This is a genomic window from Rhizobium sp. BK399, assembly GCF_014194695.1.
Taxonomy (GTDB): Bacteria; Pseudomonadota; Alphaproteobacteria; order Rhizobiales; family Rhizobiaceae; genus Rhizobium.
Map to the genome: position 1 here is coordinate 70,447 of NZ_JACIAH010000009.1, position 20,902 is coordinate 91,348.

The following is a 20,902-nucleotide window of genomic DNA, read 5'->3' on the forward strand; positions in this document are numbered from 1 at the left end:
GTTTGCCTCCCTCAATCCGCGGACAAGAAGACGCAATGCCTCTGACACTTGCCACCAAGCGGCGCCTTGTGACTGCTGCCCTCGTTGGGCCAGCGAGCATCTGGCTGTTCGTCTTCCTGGTGCTGCCTTTTATCGCCATCATTGTCTTTGCGTTCGGGGAGCGCGCGCCAGAAGGCGGATATCAGGCGGCATTCACCTTCGCACAGTTTGCCAATCTCGGCTCTCGGGCGACGGCTTTCGTCAATACGCTGATCCTGGCGCCGATCGGGGCGGCGGCCTGTCTGCTGGTCGCCTACCCGGTTGCCTATTATCTCGCTGTCAAGGCGAGCCCGCAGCGCCGGCTGCTCCTCGTGTCGCTGGTCGTCGTGCCGTTCTGGACCAGTCTTCTCGTCCGCACCTACGCCTGGATGTATTTGCTGGGTGCACGCGGAATTCCGCATCTTCTGGAGCTCTTCGGTATCGAGAATGTCCGGCTCATCAACACGCCGGGCGCGGTTCTGCTCGGGATCATCTATGGCTACCTGCCTTTGATGATCATGCCGATCTATGTCAGCCTCGAAAAGCTCGATCACCGCCTCTTGGAGGCATCCGCCGACCTCGGCGCAAAACCCGTCTCGACGTTCCTCGGCATCACGTTGCCATTATCGCTGCCGGGTGTCATGACGGGCGTGGCGCTGGTGACAATCCTCCTGCTCGGCGAGTATCTGATCCCGCAGTTGCTCGGCGGCGGCAAGGTATTCTTCATTGGCAATGCATTGGTCGATCTTTTCCTGCAGTCACGCAACTGGCCGTTCGGATCGGCGATTGCGGTTACTCTGGTCGCGGTCGTCGTCGTGGTGCTTCTCGTCGCCATGCGCATCGCCTGGCGTGTTGCGGGTACCCGTCAGGTGGATCTCGTTTGATGCGCGTCCTCGTCAGCTCCGTCTATCTGTTTCTCTACACGCCGATCGCGCTGGTCGTCTTGTTCTCCTTCAATTCTGGACGCAATGCGAGTGAGTTCGTCGGCTTCTCGACGCAGTGGTATGGGAAAGCGCTTTCCAACGTCTTCCTGATGGAAGCGCTGCGCAACAGCCTGATCGTCGCTTTAACAAGTGCCGTGCTTGCCGCGATCTTCGGGACGATGGCGGCCATCGGCATGGAGCGGCTGGGGACGCGCATGCGCGCTGTTTTCGACGGCCTCTTTGCTGCGGCGATCGTTGTTCCCGGCGTCGTTATCGGCATCGCGACGCTGGTGGCGCTGGTCGAGGTGTTCGGCTTCATCAATCCGTTGATCGCAGTCGTCTGGCCGGGTAATCAGCCGCCGAAGCTCGCGCTCGGATACGGTTCGATCATTGCCGCGCACGGCCTCTTCACCATGGCGCTGGTGACAATGATCGTGAAGGCACGGATCGCCGGTTTGGGGCGCGACATCGTTGAAGCTTCTAGCGATCTCTACGCGACGCCGCTGACAACATTCCGGCAGATCGTGCTTCCGCAGATCATGCCGTCGATCCTGGCGGGTTTTCTGCTCGCCTTTACCTTCTCATTCGATGATTTCATCATCGCCTTCTTCGTCGCCGGATCGAATACGACGCTGCCAATCTATGTCTTCGCTTCGATCCGCCGGGGCGTGACGCCTGAGATCAATGCGATTGCGACGATGGTGCTCGTTGCCTCGCTGGCCCTCATTCTCATCGCGCGCTTCCTCATGCGCAAAAAGACAACCTAAAACCGTCCGGGGGAAATGCATGATACTCAAGGACCGCATTGCAATCGTCACCGGAGCAGGCTCGGGCATCGGGCGCGCCGGGGCGCTCATCATGGCACGAGAAGGCGCCCATGTGATCATCGCCGATCTTGATCTCAAGAACGCCGCGGAGTCCGTCAGCCAGATCACGGCGGCAGGCGGCAGTGCCGAAAGCCTCGTGGTCGATGTGACCGACGATAAGGCACTGGAGGCTGGAATTGCGGCGGTTGCCTCACGCCACGGCCGCATCGACATCCTTCATAATCACGCAGGTGCGCAGGTGGCTGGCGACCTGGAGCAAGTTGCCGTCGACGGTTTCGACAGGTCGTGGAGCCTGAATGTGCGGGCGCATTTCATGGCCTCACGCTTCGTGATGCCGCTTATGAAGAAGGCCGGCAAAGGCGTTATTCTCAACACCTCGTCGTCATCCGGCGTGCTCTACGACCGCGAAATGATCGCCTATACGACGACGAAGCATGCCGTCATCGCCATGACGCGGCAGATGGCGGGCGATTACGCAAAGTTTGGAATCCGCGTCAACGCGCTCTGCCCAGGCTGGGTCGACACACCCTTCAACGAACCGTTTATCGCTCAGATGGGCGGGCGAAATGCCATCGAATCCTATATCAGCGCGCAAGTGCCACTCGGACGTTGGGCTGACGTGTCCGAAATTGCCGAGCCGATACTCTTTCTGGTATCCGATCGGTCTTCTTATATGACTGGCCAAATCCTGATCGTCGACGGTGGCGAAACTGTTGTCTGAAATCCTCGCCAGCTAATCGCTGGCAAGGACTCATTCGGAACCGGCAGAGCAGTCTTCATGGACAACACCCAATGCGACTGGCAGGTTGAAAACACACAGTTGGAGAATTGGGAAATGATCATCCGTTCATGGCGGACCGCTGCCGGGTCAGCGGAAGTCCTCGACGCCTATCATATCACCTCAAGACGACCACCTTCGTGGAAATGGCGGAGCGGCCGGGTGAGTTCGACGATGCTGTGGTGAAGCCGAGCCGCAAAAACTGCTGAAGTCCTTTGATCTCAAGGTCGCGTTCTTTGAGACCTTGGTGTCGACAGGCGTGATCGCCGGCCATGACCATGAGCCTTCGGCAGATTTATTGGCTGAGCGGCAGGTCGGTCCGCTGTAAGGCTCCGAGAGCGATCATTGCGAAGCCGCGTCCGGCGGGGAAGGCCTGAAAGTCAGCCCGGGGCGCCCAGATATGCGCGACGTCGCCAACATTCGGCATTTTAGCAATGTGATATACGCTCCGATAAACCTCGCCGTGTTACAACCCTGAGAGGTTTTTCAGGGGAAAGACATGAAGTTTCCAACGATGGTAGTGTTGAGTTCGGCAGCAGCATTCCTGGGAGCCGGTGGCTATACTTTATTGCCGGAATTCATGTCCGCTCCGATCAAGTCTTCGTTTACCGCACAGTCGCAACCGATGATCATCGACAACGGAGTGATCGTCCAACGAGGCACAGCCTGCAACATCAAGGGTAATGTCAGCATCGATTCCGGCGAACGAATTTATCACGTACCAGGCCAGCACTATTACGAGGCTACGAAAATATCGCCGCAGTATGGAGAACGCTGGTTCTGTTCCGAGCAAGAAGCTCGTGCCGCTGGCTGGCGAAAGGCGGGCTACTAGTCTCGTAAAGGAGAAATACCACTCGTTGCTACTGGGAGATTGGCGCCGAGTCCCGCCCCTTGCGCGCGCAGCGGTCATCGAGGGCGCCCTGGCGGTGGATGAGAAAGTGTCAGACAAGTTGACGGTAAGCCACCCGGATGGAAACCGGACGACATCTTAAGGCTTGTATGCGCCAGCCTTGACAATCCGATTTCATTGGTTTCTTACCTCGCACAGGCGTTTGTATTATATACATAATTGCAATTTTGCGATGGAGCACTCTGGCAATTCACCCGGACGACTACGAGACAGACGGGACCCGGGCTTGTCGGCGGGCTTGGCTGAGAGGCTTCACCTCCCACCCACTGTAGATTGTTCTCGGCCCATCAGTGGCATGGCTCAGAAAATCTGGAGCCGCGAAAAATTCCGCGGCTCCAGATTCAGGTGAGTGGCTGGTCGGCCAAGCCGGCCTTTTTCGCGACGTGCCTTACGGGGCAAAGAAGGCGAAGCGCACAACAAACAGCGCGGCCACGATCTGCGTCGCCGGATGCAGGATCGACCACCGGCCGGTGAAGATCTTCATGACGACATAGCTTACGAAACCAAAGGCAAGACCGTTGGCGATGGAATAGGTGAAGGGCATGGCGAGTGCGGTGAGCGCTGCCGGCGCCGCTTCCGTCAAATCGTCCCAATCGATCTCGGTCATCTCGCGCATCATCAGGCCTGCAACGTAGAGAAGAGCCGGAGCGGTCGCATAGGTGGGAACCGAGGCAGCGAGAGGAGAGATGAAAAGAGCTGCCAGGAAGAGGACAGCGATCGCAAGCGCTGTCAGACCGGTCCGGCCGCCTGCCTGCACGCCAGAGGCACTTTCGACATAGGCCGTCGTGCTGCTGGTCCCCATCAGAGAGCCGGCGACGATAGCCGCACTGTCTGCAAGCAGTGCCCGGCTCAGGTTGTTAGGACGTCCCTCCTCGACAAGCTTCGCGCGCTTGGCAACGCCGATCAACGTACCGGTCGCATCGAAGACTTCGACAAGAACGAAGACGAGGATTACCTGGATCAGACCGCCGTGGAGAGCACCGAAAATATCGAGCTGCATGAAGGTCGGCATGATCGACGGCGGCATGGAGACGATGCCCTTGAACTCGCTGACGCCAAAGATCCAGGATAGGACGGTCACAGCGAGAATGCCCATGAGGATCGAACCTCTTACCTTCAGCGCATCGAGCACGGCAATGACGAAGAAGCCGAAGATCGCAAGAAGCGGTCCGGTCTCCTTGAGGTTTCCTAGGCCGACGAGTGTTGCTGGGTTGTCGACGACGATGCCGGCGTTCTTCAGTGCGATGATGGCGAGGAAGAGGCCGATACCGGTCGCGATCGCGCTTCTCAATGAATGCGGGATGCCGTCGATCAGCCACCGGCGCACGCCTGTTACCGTCAGCAGGACAAAGATCATGCCCGAGATGAAAACCGCGCCAAGCGCCTGCTGCCAGGTAAAGCCGAGGGCCGCAACCACGGTGAAGGCAAAGAATGCGTTCAGCCCCATGCCTGGCGCCATGCCGATCGGCCAGTTGGCAACCAATGCCATGATGATTGATCCCAAAGCCGCGGCAAGACAAGTTGCGACGAACACAGCGTCACGATCCATGCCTGTGGTCGACAGGATATCCGGGTTCACGAAGATGATGTAGGACATCGTCAGGAACGTCGTCACGCCTGCGATGAGTTCGGTGCGCACGCTGGTGCCGTGTTCACTCAATTTGAAAAGCCGTTGAAACATGGTTCCTCCCAAGGCAAGCATTCCGGCTCCGCCTGTTGTCGTGGGTCAGCCAGAATCTCCTCCAGATCCAGGCACAAGGAACGCGGCCGTCGAGCAACTTCCTTGCAGATTGGGATTGTGCGTTGTCGAGGCGCGAGGCGCTAGGGGTGGATTCCCCTGTAAAAACGCGAAAGACTTTCAGATTTTGCCCGTGGTTCCGGGGCTCAGCTTTCCCGCCATCCCTCATCGCGTGAGGTCGAAGCACTCCTGGAGGGTAGCCCAGTCGCGTTCGAAATGCGAGTGGCAACCTTCATCGCCAGCCAATCCTTGGCGCATTGATCCCCCGCTCCGTCCCGGTCTCTCTCACGCAAAAACCGGATTTCGCCGGCAATGCCAGCGACGTCCAATCGTCCTGTTCGGCGTGCACCATTGCCTTCGTTCGTGTCACGGGGTGAGCTTTTTCATCGAAGGGGATCGCATCACGAAAAAGCCTTGGGAGTCGCGATACGACCGTTGCGAACCCTAAAATTTCAGCCGGAAGTAACAGCGAGCTTGATGATCCAAACCCAGGGTTTTGGGTTGTCCGCCGCAGGTCAATCCATCACCAGACATCTGTGTGATGCGCGTCGCGATCTTCCGGAATGGGAATTACGCCATGGGCGGCGCATCGCCGCATGCGGGCATCTGGTCCAGTTTTCGCCAAGATTCGTGCGGTCGCAGGGGTTGTCATAACCCGTATGACGGCCGCCGTGGCCCGCCGCCATTTCTATAGCCTCGGAGAGAACTTTCCTGTCGTGCTGACGACCGCGAACCGTCTCTCCATCGAAACGCGTTGACACAGCTCAAAGGCCAGATCCTTCCTCCTCGGATTTCACAACTTTTCGGTGATTATTCCGGGTGTGAACCGCGCATCAAAATCGCCCGTCATGATTGTCGAATTGTTACTCTCTGTTCGATGTCTCGACGCCCAGTGCCCGGCGTTACGACCCGAGGCACTTCCCTTACAGGAAACGTTCTCCGGCGATATTGGGTCGCGACTCACGCGCATCCCGTTGAATCATTTTTACTTTCCCGTCGACGGATTTCACGGGCCCACTACAGTATTGACCATCGGTTGATTTGCTCTCATATTGTACCGGTAATCAGCAGCTCCCCGTTTATACTCCCGAATGCCGGAATGTTCCGTCGCAATGACACGTATCGCGTGTTCAACGAACGATTCGGAGTCTGACGATGCCCGTACGTCCCACTTACCCAGGCGTGTATGTTGAAGAAATTCCGAGTGGCCTTCGCCCTGTCACGGGCGTCGCCACCTCGACGACCGCATTCATCGGCACTTTCAGCCGTGGCCTTCTCGACGAGGCGGTGCAGTTGCTCAGCCAGTCCGACTTCGAGCGCGAATATGGTGGTCTCGAACGCAACAGCGAGACCTCCTACGCCGTCCAGCAGTTCTTCCTCAATGGCGGAACCGAAGCCTATGTCGTCAGGGTCGGCCACGACGGCAGCGACAGTGCAACAGCGATCGCAGCCTCTACGGTAACCTTGCCTGCGCTAGACGGTTCGAACCTACTGGTTGCGACTGCTGGGCGGCGCATTCGCGGTCAGTCGGCGGTCAATCCCGGTGGATGGGGCGACAACCTGCGCATCGCCATCACCAACAATGGAACCGGTGACGATGCGACCTTCAATCTGGTGGTCAGCGAGCTCAGAACCAGCGGGGTAACGGCAAGCATCGCCTCCTCCGAAGCCTTCAACAACCTGACGACCGAACCCAATACCGCAAACAACGTCATCGACGTCGTCAATCAGGGCTCGAGGCTGATCCAGCTTGCGCTTGCGACGGGCGTGACCCTTTCAGCACCCTTCCCGCGCCCGCGCGCGACCGGGATGGTGAGCGGCGAACTTGCCGGAACGCGGCCGGTCTTTGCCGACATCGACACCATCTCGATCACGCTTGCCGGCTCGGGTGCGGCCGCGCAGCCGCTCACGATCGCGGCCGACGTCCCCGCAAACCCGTCCTCGGCCATAAGACAGACACAGGCGAGCTTCAACAGCTGGGCGCAGCGCCTGCAGGCCGCAATCCGCGCCGTCGCGCCTCGCTTTGCTCCGGAACTGCAGACCTACTTCTCGTCAGCGACCGTCGCCATCATTGGCGACGGGGCGACGGGGCGGCCGCGCCGGTTTGTCGTCACGCCGGGGTTTGGGCCGCGAACATTTGCAGCCGACGCGCTGTTTGTGTTTTCCGGTGCCGATGTCGCCAATTACGCATTGCAGCCGGCAACAGGTGCTGCCAACGCCACCGAGCACCTTCCGACGCCAGGTGCTGCCTTTGCACTCGACGGCGGTGATGACGGCACCGTTCTGGACGGGGAGACCTATGCGGTTCCGCTTGCGGTCTACCAGGGAAACGCTGCCGATCGCACCGGCCTGTGGGCACTCGAGGATGTCGATCTCTTCAACATCCTTTGCCTACCCGATGCTCCACGTCTTACCGCCGCCAATGCCCGGTCGCTCTATGCTGCGGCAGAGGCCTATGTCGGTGATCGGCGCGCGATGATCATCGTCGACATCCCCGAAAATGTCAGGCTGGTCGATCAGATGCATGCCTGGCTCTCGGACAACGAGCCGCTGCGTCATCCTAACGGTGCGGTCTATTATCCACGGACGATCCTTGCTGATCCATTGAACCAGGGTCGCGCCCGTTCGGTCGCCTCATCCGGAACGATCGCCGGACTGTGGGCCCGCACCGATGCAGCGCGTGGCGTCTGGAAGGCGCCGGCCGGCACCGACGCGCGGCTTCGCAACGTCGACAGCCTCGCCTACCAGATGACGGATCTCGAGAACGGCACCCTGAACCCGCTCGGCGTCAATGCGCTTCGCTCCTTCCCGATCTACTCGAACATTTGCTGGGGAGCACGCACTCTCGATGGGGCGGACCTCATTGCGTCGGACTTCAAGTACATCCCGGTCCGCCGCATCACTCTCTTTATCGAGGAAAGTCTCTACCGCGGCACCAAATGGGTGGTGTTCGAACCGAACGACGAGCCTCTGTGGGCACAGATCCGGATGAATGTCGGTTCCTTCATGTACGACCTGTTCCGGCAGGGCGCGTTTCAGGGGTCGACGGCGCGGGATGCCTTCTTTGTCAAATGCGACAGGGAGACGACGACGCAATCGGACATCGACAACGGCATCGTCAACATCGAGGTGGGCTTTGCGCCCCTGAAGCCTGCGGAATTCGTCATCATCAAGATACACCAGATCGTGCGGCGACCTGAAGCCTGAGGATAACCGAGATGGCACAGTTCACAGTCAATCCCCGCCGGTTCGACCCCTATAAGAACTTCAAGTTCCGGGTGAAATGGGACGGTCGCTATGTGGCCGGGGTCAGCAAGGTCGGCGCGCTGAAGCGTTCGACGGAAGTTGTGGAGCATCGGGAGGGGGGAGACCCCTCCACCAGCCGGAAGTCGCCAGGCCGAACGAAATATGAAGCGGTCACGCTGGAACGGGGCGTCACCCACGACCTCGAATTCGAGCAATGGGCAAACAAGCTCTGGAATTTCGGGGCCGGGCCCGGGGCGGAGCTGTCACTCGCAGACTTTCGCAAGGACATCATCATCGACCTGTTCAACGAGGCCGGGCAAAAGGTCATTTCCTACAACGTATTCCGTTGCTGGGTTTCGGAATACCAGGCACTTCCAGATCTCGATGCCAACGCCAATGCGGTCGCGATCCAGACACTCAAACTCGAAAACGAAGGCTGGGAACGCGATACCGCCGTGACCGAGCCAACCGAGCCGTCGTTCACGTTCCCGCCGGGCTAACAACCAGCTGAGTTCCAGGAGAGTTCCGATGGACACCATCGCGATCGAACTCGCACAGGGCCTGTTTCGCGACGGCGCCGTCCATCGGTCGGCAACGCTGGTGCCGTTGACGGGCCGGGCGGAATTTGACCTGCGCGATGGCGTCAGGGCCGGCTGGCCCAACGCGGATCTTGTTTCAAGGCTTCTCGCATCGTCGGTCGTTAGAATCGGGACACTGTCCGGCCTTCTCCCTGCCGATGCCGCCGAACTGACGGTCGGAGACCGGGAGCGGCTGCTGTTTGCGCTTTATCGACTGACCTTCGGAGCCAATGTCGACGTCGTCGCGCGATGCCCTGATTGCGAGGAAATCGTCGAACTCGATATCCCTGCCCGCGTCGCAGAACCGCCTCCCGCCAGACAAACGGCGATCTATAAAGTTGAGTGCGAATGCGATAGCGCTCTGTGGCAGATCTCGTTTCGGCTCCCGACAGGCGGCGACCAGGCAAGGCTTGCCCTGGCCGTCCCGGAGGCAGGTGGGGATGCGGACGTGCGCCTCCTGCGCGATTGTGTGGTCGAGGCGACCCGGAACGGGTGGCCGGTATCGATCGTCGATCCAGACGCCGAGATCCTTGCAGCCGTCGAAGACGCCATGCGCCACGCCGACCCGGCGGCAGAGAGCGAGGTCGAATTCGTCTGCCCGGGCTGCGGAAAGACGGTGGAGGTCGTTGTCGATGCAACGACGCTCCTCCGGGGCACATTGATGGACGGTCGACATGTCCTTCGCGACGTGCATCGGTTGGCCTCTGTCTACCACTGGACGGAGCCTGATATCCTCGCCCTTACCCGTGACCGCCGCGCCGACTACCTGGCAATGATCGAGGAGGAGCTGGAGGCATGACAGGCTTTCTTCGATCGGTCCTCATCAGAGGTATCGGACCTTCCGCTGCCGGAAAGGCACAGTTTGCGACCGTTCCTGCCCGATCGCATTTTTCCCCACGCCAGGTCGCTGCATATCCCGACCCGGGCATGGCTGAAGCACCTAAATCGGACCGTGGACAGCCACCGCAAATGACCGTCCGACGCCCCGGCACATTGCAGCCGCAACAGCAGCCCCTTCGACTTGCGACACCTGCCCAAACGACGCCGGCTGCGGCTGCGAGGGATGGCCATGAGCGGACGCGTGCGCGCGTGCCCGACGCTGCTGCGTCTGTCGAGCCGAGCCGGCACCAGCCTGCCCCTGCCGGCCAGCCTGTTGCGGCACAGCCCGCCGGCGAGGAGGTGCTGACGACCATACCTGTCGTGGAGCTCGACCCAAATCTCAGGGAACCAAGGGGGACGCCCCAGTCCGCAATCGATCCGGCGGGCATGTCACGGGAACGGGATCCTCAAGCGATGGATCCTTCCCTGCCGGAACGGGCCATCCGTCCGGAACAGCTGGCCAGAGCGCGTGCGCCGGCAGCCATCGCAACGCGGTCCGACAGCGGCACGACGATCGAGATCGGGCGCATCGACATCGTCGTCACGCCGTCACCGGCAGCCGCGGTCGACCGGGGGCCTGATCGCGCCAGCGGCTTTGCCACGCATGAGCAGCGGCGCCTTGGACCGAGGCGATAGCCATGGCAACACACGAAGCGATCGCTGCTGTCAGCCGGACCCTACGCCATCTGCTTCTCGATCGCATGGCAACGGCAGCCGAGGTGACATTGTCGCCGCCCGACGTGACGCCGCAGGTCGCAGATCGACGTGTGAACCTCTACCTCTACCAGGTGATCGAAAATGGGGTTCTCAAGAACCAGGACATTCCAGGTCGGGCACATCCTGGCAGCCCGGGTCGCCCGCCGCTGTCCTTGGACCTTCGCTTCCTGCTGTCGAGCTACAGCGCAACTGAAGACGCCGCTGATTCCGACCTCAACGCGCAAATCCTGCTCGGCGACGCAATGGCCGTCCTGCATGAGTTCGGCGTCCACATCGACGAGCTTGTCATGACCCGGAATGTCGGCAGCAAACGGATTGGCGATCCGGTGATCGATCCGGTGCTTGCAGACGAATTCGAGCGCCTGAAAGTGGTGCTGAATCCGATGTCGATCGACGATCTCAGTCGCATCTGGTCGGCGATGCCGCAGGCGAATTTCCGCCGATCGGTAGTCTACGAAGTGACGGTCGTGCAGATCGAGACCGTGTCTCCGCGCCTGCGGCCGGCACCCGTGGAAATACGATCGATATCCGCGACCGTGCGTCGGGCACCGGTGATCCTTTCGGCTTTTGTCCTAAAACCACCGAACGAACCGATCGGCGACATCCGCGTCCCGATCGGGGGGACTGTTGTCATCGAGACGGAAGGCACGATTGGCGTCCCGGTATCTGCTGTCCTCGGAACGCTTCTTCCCGCTTCGCTTCCCGCCTCCCCGAACGGGCGCTTCGAGATGATCGTGCCTGATGACATCAAGCTCCAGCCGGGCCCACTCGAGTTTCACATTCTCACCGACATCGCAACGGACACGGTCACCGGCGGGTTGGACCGGGGCACGACCGGCAACACGACACGGAGGCTTCGATCAAACACCGTTCTTCTTCAGCTCGTGCCGTCTCTCGAAGGCCTGACCGTCCTTTCCCCTGCTGGCGATCGGGTCCTTAGGCTCGAGGGCAAACGGCTCTGGCACCGCGGCGCGAAGATCGTCGAGGTCGTGATCGGCGACCGTTCACGCCGGATCGTCAAGGCAGCGGATGCCGCACCGGGTGATCCGCCGACGCCGACACGCATCGAGGTGCCGGTTGAAAGCTTCGAGCTGCCATCCGCAGGCGACTACCCGGTGGCAGTGCTGGTGGACGGTGTGCGCAGCATTGGACCAGAACTCGTCTACCACCAACCGTGAGGAGGATCATGCTGAATACGGTCATCAATGCGCAGGAGAGCATCTGGGAAGACCGACCAGCGGACTGGTTTAGCGCCAATGCCGCAACGATGGCGCTCGGTCTCTCCTGGATCTCGGCGCGCCTTGCCGCGGCCGATGACACCGGGGCGATCCGTGATGCCTATGATGCAGCACGGAGACGGCAGATCAACGCAGGTGAGCCCGCCAGCATCGACCGGCTTGGCGATCTCTTCTCGCTGGCACCTTTCGATCTCGACGTTCTGTTGCTTGGCTGTGCAGCGCAGCTGGTGCAAGGCATTGGCAGGGCGGACCTTCAGATGGCCTTTGCGGTGTGCGAAACGATCGAGCCGCCAGAGGCCCGCTTCCTTGCCCTCGCCCGGTTCAGCCCGGACGCGCCACTCAGACGCTTTCGGCTGATCGAGATATCAGACAGCACTGTCCTGCTGCAATCGCGGTTTGCCGTGGATGAGCGCGTCTTGCGGCTGTTGCTCGGAGAGGACCAGCGCGTCGCCGCGATCGACCAGGCGCTAGAGGCGGACGACTACGGTCCTCTTCCAGAGCAAAATCTAAAGATCGTCGACTACCTTTGCGCGAGCGTGGACATCGCGCGCCCGGCGGCAGCGCTGGTCGGCGCGGCAAGAAGCGCGCGTCGCGCCACGGCCGCAGCCCTTGCCCGCCGCTTCGGGCTTGGCATTCGTACCCTGCTTCCGCGCTTCCTTCCTTCCGATCCTGGCGAACGACGCGACTTCATTGCGCTGCTTGAACGCGAAGCCGCCATCGGCCGCTTCGCGTTGCTTGTCGACATTGACGAGGCCGACGGCAGGCTTGCCGGCGAGGACATGCTGCGCGGCTTTTCCGGCTTCATCATCGTCGTCGGCAAACGGCCTCTCGAGACGGCGCGTCATGTGCCGACCGGTGACTGCCGCCCGCTTGCGGCGCCTGACCGTCTTTTCCTCTGGAAAACCGCCCTTGATGGGAAGGCAACCGTCCCTGAGAATGATCTCCTTGAAATTGCCGAGCATTTTGCGCTGGGACCGCGGGAGATTGCCCGGCTCGCCCGCGAAGCTGTCGATGCTGCTTCCGCGCTTTGGGACGCCTGCCGCTCAGTCGCCAGCCGGGATCTGCTCGGGCTCAGCGAGCGGATCGTGCCCCGGTTCGGCTTTGCGGATATCGTCCTTCCACCGAGGGTTCTTGCCTTGTTGCACGCCATCGAGGCGCAGGTTCGCTTCAAGAGCCGCGTCCTTGGCACTGGCGGTTTTGCGGAGCGGCTCGCCCGCGGCCACGGCACGACAGCACTCTTTGCCGGTCCGAGCGGTGTCGGCAAGACCATGGCCGCAGAGGTCCTTGCCCATTCCCTGAAGCTTGATCTTTTCCGGATCGACCTGTCCTCCGTGGTCTCGAAATATATCGGCGAGACCGAACGTAATCTGCGGCAGGTCTTCGACGCCGCCGAAGCCGGTGGCTGCGTCCTCTTCTTCGACGAGGCGGATGCACTGTTCGGAAAGCGGACGGAGGTCAAGGACAGCCATGACCGCTATGCCAACCTCGAGATCAGCTACCTCCTGCAGCGGATGGAGGCCTTCTCCGGCCTCGCAATCCTTGCCACCAACCTGAAGAACAATCTCGACCCCGCCTTTCTTCGCAGGCTTCGCTATGTGGTCGACATTCCGTTTCCCGATGCCGCCGAGCGCGAAACCATGTGGCGGCGCGCCTTCCCGGCAGGCACGCTCACGGACGACCTCGACTATCAGAAGCTCTCCAGGCTCGACTTCACCGGCGGCAACATCAGCGTTGTTGCCGTCAATGCGGCCTATCTGTCCGCAGCAGAAGATTGCGCGGTCGGCATGAGACACATTGAACGGGCGGCCCGGGCAGAATTCCGCAAGCTCGACCGTGACTTTGGGGGGTGGGCATGACAAGGACACTGCAGCGTCATGTCGGAGCGGTCAACGGTAATGGTGCCAACGCACACGGCATCACCCGCGCCGTGGTCGACGGTATTTCGCAAGCGGGGGACACTGCTGGAGCTGGGGCTGCCGACGGGGGCCGGATCCGCATCGACGCACTCACCATCCGCATCACCAGCGACACGGGCATGCCGCAATTGACCGATGCGGTCAGGCGAGAGATTGCCCGTGCGCTGCGGAGGGTGACGTCATGATGCAGGCATATCCTGTCCCGCAGACTGCAGGCAAGACGCCCCAGCCGGGCGCAAAACCGATGGTTCAGCGAAAGGTCAAGCTCGGTTCAGAGAACGATCCGCTCGAGCACGAAGCCGATCGCGCCGCAGCTGAGATCCTCTCGGGTGCCCGTGTTTCCAACCTCTCGCGTTCGACTTCGCTTGCCCAGCGCAAGTGCAGCGCCTGCGAGGACGAGGAACGGCACGCCATTCGCCGGAAGTGCGCCCATTGCGAGGCCAACGACGCGATGCTTCGCCGCAAGGGCGGCGCGGCAGCCGAACAGTCAGCCGTCGACCGCGCAGCGTCAGCCATCAGTAGCGGCGGCACGGCGCTCACTGCGCAACAGCGCGCCTATTTCGAACCGCGTTTCGGCCATAATTTCTCCGAGGTGCGCCTCCACCGCAGTGCCGCAGCCGAGCGCGCCGCCGAGGGCATTGGCGCGAGAGCCTACACGCTTGGCTCCTCGATTGCATTTGCCAGCGCCGAGGGCGGCAATGCCCTGCTTGCTCATGAGCTTGCCCATGTCGTGCAGCAATCCGGCGGGACGATCAGGCGGCAACCGGCTGGTCTCGCGCCGATCGATACCAGCGGCGGCGGAGGCACGGCGTTCCTGAATACCGTTACCGGCGGACCGACCCTGCAGGCTGACGGAACCTTTACCGGAAGCGTCAGGCGGCAGGAGATTTCACCGGCCACGGCGACCCAGGCTCAGATGACCATCAGCGATGAAACCGTCAACGTCATCTACGATCCCAAGAACTGCGTCGTGCGCCTGCCGTTTCGCATGAATTTTGTCGCGGCACCGACATCTGGAACCGCCGGCATTTGCACGAGCGGGGGTGCCGGCCCCGCGCCTCCCGTCAGCCCGGCCCGGCTTGCGGAGATCGCCAACGAAGTCGTTCAAACGGCGCAGGATGGCCTGAACGGCTGGTTCAAACTGAGGGTCTCAGGCTGCAAGAACCCGTGTGCTGGCCGAGACATTCCGATCCGGGTGGAGGTCAGCCAGACGGCCACCAGTCCCGATGTGACCATCAATGTCGTCAATCGCGGCGGACGCGCCGATGCGGCAACGATCTGCGCGCCGGACTTCAACCCCGGGACGACGGTGCACGAAGGCGGCCACCAGCGGCTCGGCGTCGGCGACGAATATCGCGAGACCAATCAGGCCTACCGAACCCGCACGCCGGCCTGGGCACGCGATGAGCGGGTCCGGACAGACTTCACCCGCATGGGGTCTCAACACACCTACGGCAGGCTTGCAGCCTTCCATGAGCGGCATTTCCAGTTTGCGCAAGTCTTTGTGCAGGCGGCACTTGGTGCGAGCTGCAAGGTCGACCTTGCACGGGCCCGGGCTCTTCCGGTCGAGGCACGATTCACGCTGGGTGGCGGCGGATTTTCTGGCAATCTCGGCGAGGGTTACGCGGTGGAGGGGGGCGTCGACGCCGCATTGCCGCTCGATACGAGCCGACGTTTCAACCTCGAGGCTGGACTGCACGCCCTTTATCTGAATGCCCCGGAGAAACATCGTGACGCGCTGCTCTTCGGAGCGCGACTAGGGCTTTCAGCGCAGACCCACCCAGCGACCTGGGGCGCCAAGGTGGGCGTCTTTGGCGGCGTCGGGGGCATCGTCTGGCCCGACAAGACGCCCTACGGCGAGGTCGGCGCCAGGATCGGGATTTTCGACGACATGAAAAAGGGCCGCCGGATCGGAGTCGAAGTCGAGGCGGCACTCGGCAAGGCCTTCAGCGACGACACGGACAAGCTGCACTTCGCCCGGATCGGGCTGAACTTTGTCTACAGCAGGTAGCGATCATGAGGATGAGATCGGAGACAGGCAAAGGGAGGGAAAAATGACGGCGACGCACGCCCCACTTTGCGCCAGTCGTTGCCACACTGCCCCTGCACGGCACCCGGTCGTTCAGCGCAAGGCAAAACTCGGTGCGGTCAACGACGCGATGGAGCACGAGGCCGACGCCGCCGCCGAGCGGGTGATTTCCGGTCGCTGTGCCAGCATTACTCCGTCATCGGCCGGTTCTACAGTCCGGCGATCGGCCTCGAGTGACGCCGCAAGTGCGGGTGCGGAGGCGGCCGAGCGTGCAGTCACCTCCCGGCCAGGCATGCCGCTCAGCCCATCAGAGCGGTCCTATTTCGAGCCTCAGTTCGGCCGCGACCTGTCAGCGGTGCGCCTGCATGCTGAAGGGGCTGCTGCCCGTGCAGCCGACCATATAGGGGCCAGGGCCTATACCGTCGGACACCACATCGGATTTGCGTCCGGTCAATATCGTCCGACAAGTCTCGAGGGTCGCCGGCTGATGGCGCATGAACTGGCGCATACCGTGCAGCAGGCCGATGGCGTGGTGCGCCGCGACAGTGTCACTGGCGACCCGGACATCGAACTCGGCAAGAAGCTGAGATCGGAAGAATTCAATGACGGCTACAGCCTCGCCTTCTTCGATCCTGACTTCGACCTCATCAAGAAGGCGCAGCCAATGTCGCAGGCACTTGCCGATGCATTTGCGGCGCGCGAACAGGGAATAGGCATCAAGGACGAACGGTTTGATGCGACGTCGCTGGTCTTCGGCAAGGCCATTCGCGGCACGAAGACCGACGGCACCAGCCGCATCCAGGACGTCGTTCCGCGTCTTGCGGGCGTGGTCGGGAGAGCGTTGGCGAAGGTCCCTGCGGCAGGCGCAGCGACAAGTGCGACGCCCGGCAGGATCAAGTCACTTGCGATTTTCGCGCATGGCACGCCCAGCTGGTGCAGCCTCAATGTAACGTCGTCAAACGCGCCCGGCATCTTCAAGACGATTGCACCATTCCTGTCGAATACGGCCCGGATCATCCTCTACACCTGCAGCTCCGCAAAGGGTGTCACGGAAAATCTCGGGTCGAACAAGGAAGATGTCTACCGCAGGGGCTCGTTCGAGCCCGGTGGCAAGGATTCGCTTGCCGCCGTTGTCCGCGACACCCTGGTCGACGCCGGTGTCGGCAATGTCAGCGTATGGGGCCATACGGGTGCCGGCCACCCGACAGAAAACTGGTCGCTCCGATTCTTCACCGGCGCCACCGGCAAGGGATCGCCAGGAAGAGGCTTCGTTGCATCCTTTCTGGCAGTCGAGCCGGTCATTGCGGCGGCAGTTACGGTGCTGGCTGCAGAAATTGCCCGACAGGGATTTGCGGTCGACACGTCGAACCCCGCGTTCAAGGCTGAGGCCGGACGGCTTGCCGCGAACGGGATCTACCTCGCATATGCCGAGATGCATTGGGACAAGTCATTGCCGGTCAAGCCGGCCGAACAGGCACCAACCGCATCGGCCGGGGTGGCCACCCAAGCCATCGCCCACTTCGAGAATGTTTATTGGCCGAAGCAGGTGCCTAACCTTGCTCGGATGCTGATCGCATCGCTCGGCTTAAAGAAACAACCCGCCGCACCATAGGAGCAGGATCATGACCGCATCGCCACGATGGCCAAAGGTGCAGAAAGGCGGAATCGTCGCGTTTCAGCCGCCTGATCCGCTGCCAATTGTCGTTGCATTCCAGTACAATCCTGACGAGGTGACGCGCCAGATCGCCGGGCGTTCGGCCTCGGGCGGTGGACGCGGCGACGCCCGCCGCCTCAACGGCCCGCCCGACGAAACGCTGACGTTTTCGGTCGAGATCGATGCTGCCGACCAGCTCGAGAAGCCGGGGCAGAACGGCGTCACCGTCGCAAATGGTCTCCATCCGGCGCTCGCCGCGCTCGAAAAGCTGGTCTACCCCGCCTATTCCATGGTGCTGGCCAACGAGGTCATCGCGCTTGCGGGCGGTGCTTTCATCCTGGCGGAAAACGCTCCCATGGCCTTCCTCGTCTGGGGGGCACACCGCGTCCTGCCTGTGCGCCTCGAAAGCCTGTCGGTGCGCGAGGAGGCCTTTGACCAGTCGCTCAACCCGATCAGGGCCCGCGCAGATTTGACGCTGAAGGTGCTCACCTATCGCGATCTCAGCATCGTCGACCCTGGCTACTTCGTCTATCTCGCGGCACTGACGCAGAAGCAGGCGATGGCCGCACAGGAGACCTTCGGCGCCCGCTCCGGCCTTCAGGCCCTTGTTCCATAGGAGGATAGGATGTTCTTCCGAGGCAGCCGTTACGAATCCATTCCCGAGGCGCAGTACAAAGGTGCCGACGGGCGGGTCATCCGCTACAAGCGCATGCGGTTCATTCCAGCAACCTCGGGAAGCCGCAGCTACGTCGTCGGCAGCGGCGACAGGCCGGATCTGGCAAGCGCCTCGACGCTCGGGGATCCTGAACGCTTCTGGCAACTCTGCGACATCAACCGGGTGATGCGCCCGGTCGATCTGACCGATCAGCCCGGCACGATCATATCGGTCCCCTCACCGGGAGATCTCGCATGACGATCCTGCCGTCATTCTTCCTGGTCCAGATCGCCAAGGCGCCGCTGCCGCGCTTGCTGATCGAAGCACTAAGCTCGATCGAGGTGGAAACGGCAGTCGGCCGTGCGTCGATGGTACGGCTGAGTTTCGACCTCAGCCGCAACTTCATGGGCGACTATGACGCGGCAGCACTTCCGATCTTCCGGCCAAACACGCCCCTGACCATTCGGCTGGCGCTTGGCGTTCCCGTTCCCTTCGCGCTTGTCAACGCCTATGTCACGGAGACACGGCTTCTTGCCGGCAATGATCCCGGCCGCTCCATTCTCGAGGTTGTCGGCGCCGACGCGCTTGGGACACTGATGGGGCAGCGTCGCGCACCCAAGACATGGCCCAACTGCCCGGACAGCGTCGTCGCCACGGCGATCTTCGGCAGCTATGGCATCATTCCCGACGTGTTGCCGACCCCGCCGCAGCGCACGACGCTCGATACGACAACCACCCAGCGCAGTTCGGATTCCGTCTACCTCAGCCAGCTCGCCTATCGAAACGGCTTCGATCTGTATGTTGCCCCCGAACCGTTCAGCGGCCTCGACATCGGACACTTCCGACCGCCACTGAGCCTGCCGGTGCCGCAGGGTGTGCTGTCGATCGACTTCGGACGCCAGACCAACCTGCGCTCCTTCAATGCCTTCAACGACATGCAGCGACCGGTCTCGATGCTTGGCTTCACCTCGGAGCCGAAGACACGCCTGCCGCTGCCCTACATTGCACCGGCTGCGAGCGAACTGCCGATGGGCATGGAACCCAATCTCCTGCGCATCCTGCCTCCGCCTGTCGACCGGATATCTGCGACGGATGCGGCAAGCCCGCAGGAGGCACAGTCGTCGGCCCTTGCCAGGGCGACCGCCTCGAGCCGTTCGGTCAGCTGCCGCGGCGAAGTCGACGGGATCAAGTTCGCCAGGGCGTTGCGATGCGGGCAAACCGTGCTGGTACGCGGCGCAGGTCGGGAAAACAGCGGCCTCTACTACGTCGATTCCGTCACCCACCGGATATCACGCGACGATTACGCCCAGAGTTTTTCCGGTTGGCGCAATGCTGTCGGGCTGACCGGCGCCGAAATCTTCATCGACCCCTTTGCCGCGATTGCATGAAAGGAGCAGGACGTGAACGATCTCCTAGCCGCAGCCGACCATAGCCAGGCGCACTATGAACGCTTCTATGGCAAGTATCGCGGGATTGCGACCGATGTGAATGACCCAAGCAGGCTTGGCCGCATCAAGGCGCGCATTCCCTCGCTGCTCGAGGATTTCGAGACGGGATGGGCGACACCCTGTGCGCCCTACGCCGGAACGACATCAGGCTTCTTCTCGCTGCCGCCGGTCGGTGCGGGCGTGTGGATCGAGTTTGAAGGCGGGGACATTTCGCGACCGATCTTTGCCGGCTGTTATTGGGGCCTGGCCGAGGCCCCGATGGCGCCGCCAGCCTCTCCACCCGATCCCATGACCAAGGTCTGGCGCAGCGACCTTGGGCTGACGATCGCGCTTGACGACAAGCAACAGACGATCACGCTCTCCGATCCGGCCGGCGCCAACCAGATCGTGCTCGACGTCAGGCAGTCGACTGTGACCCTGCGCGGGCTCGCCAAGGTTGTCTTCGAAAGCAGCAAGATCTTCGAGGGAAGCGCGGTCGCATTTCATCCGGCGGTCCATGGCGACCAGCTGATGACCTATCTCAACACGCTGGTGACGATCTTCAACACACACCTGCATGTGGGGCAGATGGCGGCAGGGATCCTCCCGGTGACGCCGGCGCCCTCTGTGGTTCAGATGATGCCGCCACCACCGTCTCTTCTCTCGACCAAGGTCACACTGGATTAGGGGCTTACGATGGCGATCAAACCAGGCAATTTCTCATCCGATCCAGACGATGCCATGAGCTTCGTCAATTCGATGGCCGAAGCGATGGAGAAGGAGCTGAACAAGCTCCTGGTGCTCGATGGCCTTGAGCCCCTTTCAACGTCGAACACCGACCGCGACGTACGCGCGCGGCGGCGCATGTTCGTCGCGATTGCCCGTGGGGTTGCGCTGCATCTTTCTGACCATCCGGAAGCATTCAGGCTAGTTCCCGCCATCGGCGGGGCCACGATCCGTGTCGACGCCATAGAGGTGGTATCACAATGAACGCAATTTCCCGCCATCTCGACGTTCCATTCGGCATCGACGCACAGGGGCGGACGCGAACGACCGGCGACGATGATCATGTCAGGGACATGATCAAGCTTGTCCTCTTCACCGAGCCTGGCGAGCGCGTCAACAGGCCGGATTTTGGCTGCGGGCTGAAGCAGCTCGTGTTTGCTCCTTCTTCCGATGCCCTGGTTGCGGCCGTCGAGGCTCTCGTTCACGGCTCGCTGATCCGCTGGCTCGATTCGGTCATCACGATCGAATCCGTCGCGGTTCGTGCAGACGAGTCCACGCTCGATATCGAAATCACCTATGCCAGGATCGACACCGGCGCGCGCCATCTCGACCTGTTCGTGCGGCAGATCGGCTGAGGAGGTGG

At 61.7% G+C, this 20,902-nt stretch carries 21 protein-coding genes; 20 read left to right on the forward strand and 1 reads right to left on the reverse strand.

Translation table 11 applies throughout. The features are described from left to right. The first annotated feature begins 35 nt into the window (after nucleotides 1-35). The 4 genes from FHT97_RS19335 to FHT97_RS19350 all read left to right on the forward strand — a co-directional run bounded on the left by FHT97_RS19335 (nucleotide 36) and on the right by FHT97_RS19350 (nucleotide 3,378). On the forward strand, nucleotides 36-902 hold the full coding sequence (locus FHT97_RS19335; RefSeq protein ID WP_183756030.1) for an ABC transporter permease: 867 nt from the start codon (nucleotides 36-38) through the stop codon (nucleotides 900-902). Next, nucleotides 902-1,708 carry an ABC transporter permease gene (locus FHT97_RS19340; RefSeq protein WP_183756031.1) on the forward strand — a complete coding sequence of 269 codons (807 nt, stop codon included), beginning with the start codon at nucleotides 902-904 and terminating at the stop codon, nucleotides 1,706-1,708. Before FHT97_RS19335 ends, FHT97_RS19340 begins: the two co-directional genes overlap by 1 nt. 19 nt (nucleotides 1,709-1,727) lie before the next feature. Beyond that, complete coding sequence (locus FHT97_RS19345; protein WP_183863942.1) at nucleotides 1,728-2,489, forward strand: SDR family oxidoreductase; 762 nt, start codon at nucleotides 1,728-1,730, stop codon at nucleotides 2,487-2,489. 556 nt (nucleotides 2,490-3,045) lie between these two features. Beyond that, nucleotides 3,046-3,378 carry a hypothetical protein gene (locus tag FHT97_RS19350; RefSeq protein ID WP_183756033.1) on the forward strand — a complete coding sequence of 111 codons (333 nt, stop codon included), beginning with the start codon at nucleotides 3,046-3,048 and terminating at the stop codon, nucleotides 3,376-3,378. 466 nt (nucleotides 3,379-3,844) lie between these two features. Here the strand turns inward: FHT97_RS19350 and FHT97_RS19355 are convergent, their stop codons facing one another. After that, nucleotides 3,845-5,137: an NCS2 family permease gene (locus tag FHT97_RS19355; RefSeq protein ID WP_183863943.1), complete on the reverse strand. Its 1,293-nt coding sequence runs from the start codon at nucleotides 5,135-5,137 to the stop codon at nucleotides 3,845-3,847. 620 nt (nucleotides 5,138-5,757) lie between these two features. Here FHT97_RS19355 and FHT97_RS19360 point away from each other — a divergent pair. The 16 genes from FHT97_RS19360 (at nucleotide 5,758) to FHT97_RS19435 (ending at nucleotide 20,894) form a co-directional block, all read left to right on the forward strand. Continuing rightward, nucleotides 5,758-5,952, forward strand: coding sequence for a hypothetical protein (locus FHT97_RS19360; protein ID WP_183863944.1), 195 nt, complete (start codon nucleotides 5,758-5,760; stop codon nucleotides 5,950-5,952). A 397-nt stretch (nucleotides 5,953-6,349) separates the two neighbouring features. Then, nucleotides 6,350-8,401 carry a phage tail sheath C-terminal domain-containing protein gene (locus FHT97_RS19365; RefSeq protein WP_183756035.1) on the forward strand — a complete coding sequence of 684 codons (2,052 nt, stop codon included), beginning with the start codon at nucleotides 6,350-6,352 and terminating at the stop codon, nucleotides 8,399-8,401. 11 nt (nucleotides 8,402-8,412) lie between these two features. Next, nucleotides 8,413-8,940, forward strand: a complete 528-nt coding sequence (locus tag FHT97_RS19370) for a phage tail protein (protein ID WP_183756036.1) — start codon at nucleotides 8,413-8,415, stop codon at nucleotides 8,938-8,940. 28 nt (nucleotides 8,941-8,968) lie between these two features. Continuing rightward, nucleotides 8,969-9,817, forward strand: coding sequence for a hypothetical protein (locus tag FHT97_RS19375; protein ID WP_183863945.1), 849 nt, complete (start codon nucleotides 8,969-8,971; stop codon nucleotides 9,815-9,817). Further along, a complete protein-coding gene (locus FHT97_RS19380; protein ID WP_183863946.1) occupies nucleotides 9,814-10,533 on the forward strand; it encodes a hypothetical protein in 720 nt (239 codons plus the stop codon). Before FHT97_RS19375 ends, FHT97_RS19380 begins: the two co-directional genes overlap by 4 nt. Nucleotides 10,534-10,535: 2 nt before the next feature. Continuing rightward, on the forward strand, nucleotides 10,536-11,792 hold the full coding sequence (locus FHT97_RS19385; RefSeq protein WP_183756039.1) for a DUF4255 domain-containing protein: 1,257 nt from the start codon (nucleotides 10,536-10,538) through the stop codon (nucleotides 11,790-11,792). 8 nt (nucleotides 11,793-11,800) lie between these two features. Then, a complete protein-coding gene (locus tag FHT97_RS19390) occupies nucleotides 11,801-13,708 on the forward strand; it encodes an ATP-binding protein (protein WP_183863947.1) in 1,908 nt (635 codons plus the stop codon). Next, a complete protein-coding gene (locus tag FHT97_RS19395; protein ID WP_183756041.1) occupies nucleotides 13,705-13,953 on the forward strand; it encodes a hypothetical protein in 249 nt (82 codons plus the stop codon). Before FHT97_RS19390 ends, FHT97_RS19395 begins: the two co-directional genes overlap by 4 nt. Then, nucleotides 13,950-15,779, forward strand: coding sequence for a DUF4157 domain-containing protein (locus FHT97_RS19400; protein ID WP_183863948.1), 1,830 nt, complete (start codon nucleotides 13,950-13,952; stop codon nucleotides 15,777-15,779). Before FHT97_RS19395 ends, FHT97_RS19400 begins: the two co-directional genes overlap by 4 nt. A 43-nt stretch (nucleotides 15,780-15,822) precedes the next feature. Beyond that, nucleotides 15,823-17,409, forward strand: a complete 1,587-nt coding sequence (locus FHT97_RS19405; RefSeq protein ID WP_183863949.1) for a DUF4157 domain-containing protein — start codon at nucleotides 15,823-15,825, stop codon at nucleotides 17,407-17,409. Nucleotides 17,410-17,419: 10 nt separating this feature from the next. Next, nucleotides 17,420-18,067, forward strand: a complete 648-nt coding sequence (locus FHT97_RS19410; protein WP_183756044.1) for a hypothetical protein — start codon at nucleotides 17,420-17,422, stop codon at nucleotides 18,065-18,067. 9 nt (nucleotides 18,068-18,076) lie between these two features. Beyond that, nucleotides 18,077-18,364, forward strand: a complete 288-nt coding sequence (locus FHT97_RS19415) for a hypothetical protein (protein WP_183756045.1) — start codon at nucleotides 18,077-18,079, stop codon at nucleotides 18,362-18,364. Then, a complete protein-coding gene (locus FHT97_RS19420) occupies nucleotides 18,361-19,494 on the forward strand; it encodes a hypothetical protein (RefSeq protein WP_183863950.1) in 1,134 nt (377 codons plus the stop codon). The genes FHT97_RS19415 and FHT97_RS19420 overlap by 4 nt, the downstream gene beginning before the upstream one ends. 12 nt (nucleotides 19,495-19,506) lie before the next feature. Further along, on the forward strand, nucleotides 19,507-20,220 hold the full coding sequence (locus tag FHT97_RS19425) for a phage baseplate assembly protein V (protein ID WP_183863951.1): 714 nt from the start codon (nucleotides 19,507-19,509) through the stop codon (nucleotides 20,218-20,220). Between the two features lie 9 nt (nucleotides 20,221-20,229). Then, nucleotides 20,230-20,523, forward strand: a complete 294-nt coding sequence (locus FHT97_RS19430; RefSeq protein WP_183863952.1) for a hypothetical protein — start codon at nucleotides 20,230-20,232, stop codon at nucleotides 20,521-20,523. Continuing rightward, a complete protein-coding gene (locus FHT97_RS19435; RefSeq protein WP_183756049.1) occupies nucleotides 20,520-20,894 on the forward strand; it encodes a GPW/gp25 family protein in 375 nt (124 codons plus the stop codon). Before FHT97_RS19430 ends, FHT97_RS19435 begins: the two co-directional genes overlap by 4 nt. Nucleotides 20,895-20,902 lie beyond the last annotated feature (8 nt).

Coding starts and splice junctions, on each gene's coding strand:
- FHT97_RS19335 (WP_183756030.1), top strand. CDS start 36: ATGCCTCTGACACTTGCCACCAAGCGGCGCCTTGTGACTGCTGCCCTC.
- FHT97_RS19340 (WP_183756031.1), top strand. CDS start 902: ATGCGCGTCCTCGTCAGCTCCGTCTATCTGTTTCTCTACACGCCGATC.
- FHT97_RS19345 (WP_183863942.1), top strand. CDS start 1,728: ATGATACTCAAGGACCGCATTGCAATCGTCACCGGAGCAGGCTCGGGC.
- FHT97_RS19350 (WP_183756033.1), top strand. CDS start 3,046: ATGAAGTTTCCAACGATGGTAGTGTTGAGTTCGGCAGCAGCATTCCTG.
- FHT97_RS19355 (WP_183863943.1), bottom strand. CDS start 5,137: ATGTTTCAACGGCTTTTCAAATTGAGTGAACACGGCACCAGCGTGCGC.
- FHT97_RS19360 (WP_183863944.1), top strand. CDS start 5,758: ATGGGAATTACGCCATGGGCGGCGCATCGCCGCATGCGGGCATCTGGT.
- FHT97_RS19365 (WP_183756035.1), top strand. CDS start 6,350: ATGCCCGTACGTCCCACTTACCCAGGCGTGTATGTTGAAGAAATTCCG.
- FHT97_RS19370 (WP_183756036.1), top strand. CDS start 8,413: ATGGCACAGTTCACAGTCAATCCCCGCCGGTTCGACCCCTATAAGAAC.
- FHT97_RS19375 (WP_183863945.1), top strand. CDS start 8,969: ATGGACACCATCGCGATCGAACTCGCACAGGGCCTGTTTCGCGACGGC.
- FHT97_RS19380 (WP_183863946.1), top strand. CDS start 9,814: ATGACAGGCTTTCTTCGATCGGTCCTCATCAGAGGTATCGGACCTTCC.
- FHT97_RS19385 (WP_183756039.1), top strand. CDS start 10,536: ATGGCAACACACGAAGCGATCGCTGCTGTCAGCCGGACCCTACGCCAT.
- FHT97_RS19390 (WP_183863947.1), top strand. CDS start 11,801: ATGCTGAATACGGTCATCAATGCGCAGGAGAGCATCTGGGAAGACCGA.
- FHT97_RS19395 (WP_183756041.1), top strand. CDS start 13,705: ATGACAAGGACACTGCAGCGTCATGTCGGAGCGGTCAACGGTAATGGT.
- FHT97_RS19400 (WP_183863948.1), top strand. CDS start 13,950: ATGATGCAGGCATATCCTGTCCCGCAGACTGCAGGCAAGACGCCCCAG.
- FHT97_RS19405 (WP_183863949.1), top strand. CDS start 15,823: ATGACGGCGACGCACGCCCCACTTTGCGCCAGTCGTTGCCACACTGCC.
- FHT97_RS19410 (WP_183756044.1), top strand. CDS start 17,420: ATGACCGCATCGCCACGATGGCCAAAGGTGCAGAAAGGCGGAATCGTC.
- FHT97_RS19415 (WP_183756045.1), top strand. CDS start 18,077: ATGTTCTTCCGAGGCAGCCGTTACGAATCCATTCCCGAGGCGCAGTAC.
- FHT97_RS19420 (WP_183863950.1), top strand. CDS start 18,361: ATGACGATCCTGCCGTCATTCTTCCTGGTCCAGATCGCCAAGGCGCCG.
- FHT97_RS19430 (WP_183863952.1), top strand. CDS start 20,230: ATGGCGATCAAACCAGGCAATTTCTCATCCGATCCAGACGATGCCATG.
- FHT97_RS19435 (WP_183756049.1), top strand. CDS start 20,520: ATGAACGCAATTTCCCGCCATCTCGACGTTCCATTCGGCATCGACGCA.